The organism is Hydrogenophaga sp. 70-12, from assembly GCF_001897365.1.
Taxonomy (GTDB): domain Bacteria; phylum Pseudomonadota; class Gammaproteobacteria; order Burkholderiales; family Burkholderiaceae_C; genus Hydrogenophaga; species Hydrogenophaga borbori.
This window is the reverse complement of the sequence record NZ_MKSS01000424.1, coordinates 1-4,804: the sequence shown is the minus strand read 5'-3', so window position 1 is coordinate 4,804 and position 4,804 is coordinate 1. Positions and strand designations below refer to the sequence as shown.

General features: G+C 71.3%; 4 protein-coding genes, 1 tRNA gene and 1 pseudogene. 2 read left to right on the top strand and 4 right to left on the bottom strand.

The window, feature by feature from the left end:
- Positions 1-533: pseudogene (locus tag BGO22_RS22055) on the top strand (FAD-binding protein); the annotation flags it as partial.
- Between the two features lie 472 nt (positions 534-1,005).
- On the opposite strand, the gene BGO22_RS22050 reads toward BGO22_RS22055, so the two are convergent.
- Positions 1,006-1,620, bottom strand: a complete 615-nt coding sequence (locus BGO22_RS22050; protein ID WP_070398930.1) for a nitroreductase family protein — start codon at positions 1,618-1,620, stop codon at positions 1,006-1,008.
- A 193-nt stretch (positions 1,621-1,813) separates the two neighbouring features.
- Between BGO22_RS22050 and BGO22_RS22045 the strand changes: the two genes are divergently transcribed.
- The gene (locus BGO22_RS22045) at positions 1,814-2,281 is read left to right on the top strand and encodes a CBS domain-containing protein (protein WP_070398929.1); all 468 of its coding nucleotides are present in this window, start codon (positions 1,814-1,816) and stop codon (positions 2,279-2,281) included.
- Positions 2,282-2,353: 72 nt separating this feature from the next.
- Here BGO22_RS22045 and BGO22_RS22040 read toward each other — a convergent pair.
- The 3 genes from BGO22_RS22040 to BGO22_RS22030 form a co-directional block, all read right to left on the bottom strand.
- Positions 2,354-2,429 (bottom strand) — tRNA-Thr (locus BGO22_RS22040).
- A gap of 52 nt (positions 2,430-2,481) precedes the next feature.
- Positions 2,482-3,489: a class 1 fructose-bisphosphatase gene (locus BGO22_RS22035; RefSeq protein ID WP_070398928.1), complete on the bottom strand. Its 1,008-nt coding sequence runs from the start codon at positions 3,487-3,489 to the stop codon at positions 2,482-2,484.
- Between the two features lie 12 nt (positions 3,490-3,501).
- On the bottom strand, positions 3,502-4,804 hold a 1,303-nt coding region (locus BGO22_RS22030; RefSeq protein WP_286852438.1), incomplete at its 5' end, for a DUF3458 domain-containing protein.

Below are 4,804 nucleotides of genomic sequence, written 5' to 3'. Positions count from 1 at the left end.
AGCACCGCTGGCTGCGCCATCTGCTGGGGCGGCGGTACCTGAATTCGCGCACCTACACGCGCTGGATGCGCTGGAACGCGCGCTGGCGCGCCACGCAGCGCCTGGACCGCCTGCTCGGCCAGCGGCACGAGAGCGTGGTGCAGGACGTGGACATTCCCCTGGCCGGGGCGGTGGCCTTCTCGGAGTTCCTGCGCAGCGAGGTCGGCATCTGGCCGGTGTGGGTCTGCCCGGTGCGCGGCAGCGCGCCGCCGCGCTTCCCGCTGTACCCCCTGCCGGCCGGGCTGTGCGTCAACTTCGGCTTCTGGGACGTGGTGCCGGTGCGCGCGGGGCAATCGCCCGACCACGTCAATCGCCGCGTCGAAGACGCGGTGCTGCGCCTGGGAGGCATCAAGTCCCTGTACTCCGACGCCTTCTTCACGCGCGAGGTCTTCGACCGCACGTACGGCATGGACAGCTACGAGCGCCTGAAGGCGCGCTACGACCCGCAAGGCCGGGCGCCGCACCTGTTCGACAAATGCGTGCGGGGCGCCTGAGCGCGTCGCACGCGCAACTTGATGGCCATCAAGCCGCGGCGATCGGCGCGCTCCTACGCTGGGCATCTCCCCACTTCAAGGACCATTGCCATGCGGACCTCCACCCTTCGAACGATCACCCTGTCGGCCGTGCTGGCCTGCGCCGCTGCGGCGGCCTTTGCTCAGAGCGCACCCCGGCCCGGCGAGGACAACTACCCGCCAGGCGCACCCAATGCGGCCACGCCGAACGCCCCGCCCAGCGGCGCTCGCGTGGGGCCGCGCTACACCCCGGGCTGGTCGATGATGAGCAAGGAAGAGCGCGCGCAGCACCGGGCGCAGATGCGGGCCACCAAAACGCCCGAGGAATGCCGTCACGTGATGGAGGAGCACACCGCCTCATGGAGCGCCGCGCGGCCGACCGCGGCGCGCCCCTGCGCACGCCCCCGCGCGCCGCCTGTCCCGCGCGCTGAGCCGCGCGCTGGCGGCGTCGCGCTCAAGTGTCCGCGGGCGTCGCGCAGCGGCCCACCGATTGCGCCAGCGCGATGCGCTCGGTGGGCTGGAGGCCCAGCGCCTGGGCCAGCCGGCGCCGGTCGATCAGGGCGCGCACCACCGTGCCCAGGCCATGGGCCGCGCAGTGCAGGTACACGTTCTGCGCGATGCAGCCCGCGTCGGCGCCGGCAAGAAAAGGGCGTTCGTCCGCACGCGCGTCGTGCATGGCCGCGAAGTCGGCCACGTAGACCAGGTCCAGCGGGGCCGAGGCGGCGAAGGCCTGCAGGCCGGTGAAGCCGCGCAGGTCCTCGGCCTTGACCAGGCTCAGCCGATGGGCCTGAGGGTCGTAGCGGAAGGCCCCTTCCGGCAGCACGGCGAACACCGCGACTTCCTGCCAATCGTGGGCCGAGGGCGCGGTGCGCCCATGCTGGGGCGGGCGGTTCACGCCGAACGCGGCCCATAACAGGTCGGACACCTCCTGCAGGCTCAAGGCGTCGGGCAGGAACTCGCGCGTGCTGCGGCGCAGCCGCAGTGCGCTGGCCAGCGTGGCGCCGCCTTCCGTGCGCGCGGGCGGCAGGACGACATCGTCGGTTTCAAGATTGAGCTGGACGGTGGACATGGTCTTTGCTCCATCGGGGACAGGGATGGACGCACCATGACGCCGGGCGCGGCGCCTGTGCTTGACGCAGGTCATGTCCGCGGGCCGGAACGTCGCGCGGGGCACCGGGTGGGCAGCTTGATGGCCGTCAACATGGGCGTCTGCTGCCTGGGCCACAGTGGTCGCCATGGGTCCCCGACCCCTTGGAGCCACCATGAAGATCGCCCACCTCTGCCGGCGCGCGCCGGTCACCATTCCCGCCAATGCCTCGGTGCGTGAGGCGGCCCGCGCCATGCAGGCCGAGCGCGTGGGCGCGCTCGGCCTGACCGACCCGTTCGAGCCCGGGCGCATCGTGGGCGTCGTCACCGACCGCGACCTGGTGCTGCAGGTGCTGGCGGGCGAGCGACCCGTCGACGGCCAGGTGGTGGCCGGCGTGTGCTCGTCCAACCTGCATGGCGTGTCGGCCCAGGCCTCGGTGCACGAGGCCGTGGAAGCCATGCGCCGGCACGGCGTGCGGCGCTTGCTGGTGATCGGCGACGACGGCCAGGCGGTGGTGGGGGTGCTGTCGATGGACGACGTGTTGGGCGTGCTGGCCGACGAACTGGCGGCGCTGGCCGGCACCCTCAAGTCGGGTCTGGCGCGCGAGGGCGAGCCCGGTGGCGAGGCGCGCGCCAGCCATTGAGCCTGCGGCGCCAAGCGCGCCGGCCCAATGAAAAACCCCCGCGGGCCGGATGGACCGCGGGGGCTGGGAAGGTGGTGCCGGAGAGAGGAGTCGAACCCCCGACCTTCTCATTACGAATGAGCTGCTCTACCAACTGAGCTACACCGGCGAAGCCTGGCATTATAGCCAAGCGGGCGAGGGCCTGGTCCGTGGCCGGCGGCTCAGGCCTCGCGGTGGTATTGGGTGACGCGCTCCACCTCGTTCTTGCTGCCCAGGATCACGCTGACGCGCTCGTGCAGCTTGCCGGGCTGGATATCCAGGATGCGCTCGCGCCCGTTGGTGGCGGCGCCGCCGGCCTGTTCCACCAGCCAGCTCATGGGGTTGGCCTCGTACATCAGGCGCAGCTTGCCGGGCTTGTCGGGCTCGCGCTTGTCCCAGGGGTACATGAAGATGCCGCCGCGCGTGAGGATGCGGTGCACATCGGCCACCATGCTGGCGATCCAGCGCATGTTGAAGTCCTTGCCGCGCGGGCCTTCCTTGCCCTGCAGGCACTCGTCCACGTAGCGCTTCACCGGGGCGTCCCAGTGGCGCATGTTGCTCATGTTGATGGCGAATTCCTTGGTGTCGGCGGGAATGCGCACGTCCTCCTGCGTGAGCACGAAGGAGCCCTGCTCGCGGTCCAGCGTGAACATGGCCACGCCGTCGCCCACCGTCAGCACCAGCGTGGTCTGCGGACCGTAGACGCAGTAGCCGGCCGCCACCTGCTTGTGGCCGGGCTGCAGGAAGTCGCCCTCGTCGACGCCGCGGTCGCCTTCAGGCATCTTGAGCACGCTGAAGATGGTGCCGATGCTGACGTTGACGTCGATGTTCGAGGAGCCGTCGAGCGGATCGAAGAGCAGCAGGTACTCGCCTTGCGGGTAGCGGTTGGGCACCACGTAGATGCTGTCCATTTCCTCGCTGGCCATGGCCGCGAGGTGGCCGCCCCATTCGTTGGCCTCGATCAGGACCTCGTTGGCGATGATGTCCAGCTTCTTCTGGACCTCGCCCTGCACGTTTTCGCTGCCGGCGGTGCCCAGCACGCCGCCCAGCGCGCCCTTGTTCACCGCGTGGCTGATGCCCTTGCAGGCGCGCGCCACGATCTCGATGAGCAGGCGCAGCTGCGAGGGGATGTGGCCGTCGACGCGCTGCTTTTCGACGAGGTAACGGGTGAGGGAGATGCGTTGGCTCATGGTCGGGTGTTCTCAGTCGTCGGACAGGGCGCGGGTCACGACCTCGCGCACGTCGTTGCTCAGCTCGGTCTGCGCGGCCACGCGGGCGATGGCCTCGCGCGCGGCGCCGCGGTAGGGCTCGGCCAGCTTCTTCCAGCGGTCCAGCGCGCGCGCCAGGCGCGCGGCCACCTGCGGATTGAAGCGGTCGATCTCGATGACGCGCTCGCTCCAGAACACGTAGCCGGCCGCGTCGGCGCGGTGGAAGGCGCCCGGGTTGGCGTTGCAGTAGCTGAAGATCACGCTGCGCGCGCGGTTGGGGTTGCGCAGGTTGAAGTCGCGGTGCGCCATGAGCTGCTTCACCGCCGGCAGCACGTTGCCGCCGCGGTCGGGCGCGCCGGCCTGTAGGGCGAACCATTTGTCCAGCACCAGGGCCTCGTCGCGGAACATGGCGTGGAAGCGCGTGAGCGCCTCGCGCGCCAGCGGGTGGTCGGCCACCACCAGGGCCGACAGCGCGTTGAAGCGGTCGGTCATGTTGCCGGCGTCCTTGAATCGCTGGTAGGCCTTGCCGGGCCAGACGGCGTCGCCCGAGCGGCGCGCCTGCAGGCACAGCATGGCGAGCGCCAGCCCGGCCAGGGCGCGGCGGCCCGCGCTCAGCGGGTCGGGCCGGTAGGCGCCGTTCTCTTTGTGCGCTTCGTAGGCCCAGGCCCAGTCGGCCTGCAGGGCCTGGGCGAGCTGTTCGCGCATGGCCTCGCGCACCGCGTGCACGCGCTGCGGGTCCACCACCTCGAGCTGTTCGGCGATGTAGGTCTCGCTGGGCAGGGTGAGGGCCAGTTCCTTGAAGGCCGCGTCCAGGCGCTCGTGGCGCAGCACCGCGCGCATGGCCTCGATGAAGGCGGCGTCCAGCGGGGCGTCCACCGCGCCGGGGGCGGCGATGGCCGCCAGCGCGCGGCGCAGCGCCAGGCGCTGGCCGGCTTCCCAGCGGTTGAAGGGGTCGCTGTCGTTGGCGAGCAGGGTCAGCAGCTGCGCGTCGCTGTAGTCGCATTCCAGCACCACGGGCGCCGAGAAGCCGCGCAGCAGCGAGGGCACGGGTTCGCTGTCCACGCCCTCGAACACCAGCGATTGGCTGACCTCGGTGAGCACGAAGAGGCGCTGCTCGGGCGTCAGCGGCAGTTCGCGGCCCTCGGCGTCCAGCAGGCCCAGCGCCACCGGGATCACGAAGGGCTGCTTGAGGGCCTGGCCCGGCGTGGGCGCGCAGCGCTGCGTGAGCGACAGCGTGTAGCGGCGGGCGGCGGCGTCGTAGTGGCCCTCGGCGCGCACGCGCGGCGTGCCGGCTTGG

Excerpts from the sequence above, each read along its gene's own strand:
- BGO22_RS22050 (WP_070398930.1), bottom strand. The coding sequence starts at position 1,620 with ATGTCCACCGTCCAGCTCAATCTTGAAACCGACGATGTCGTCCTGCCG.
- BGO22_RS22045 (WP_070398929.1), top strand. The coding sequence starts at position 1,814 with ATGAAGATCGCCCACCTCTGCCGGCGCGCGCCGGTCACCATTCCCGCC.
- BGO22_RS22035 (WP_070398928.1), bottom strand. The coding sequence starts at position 3,489 with ATGAGCCAACGCATCTCCCTCACCCGTTACCTCGTCGAAAAGCAGCGC.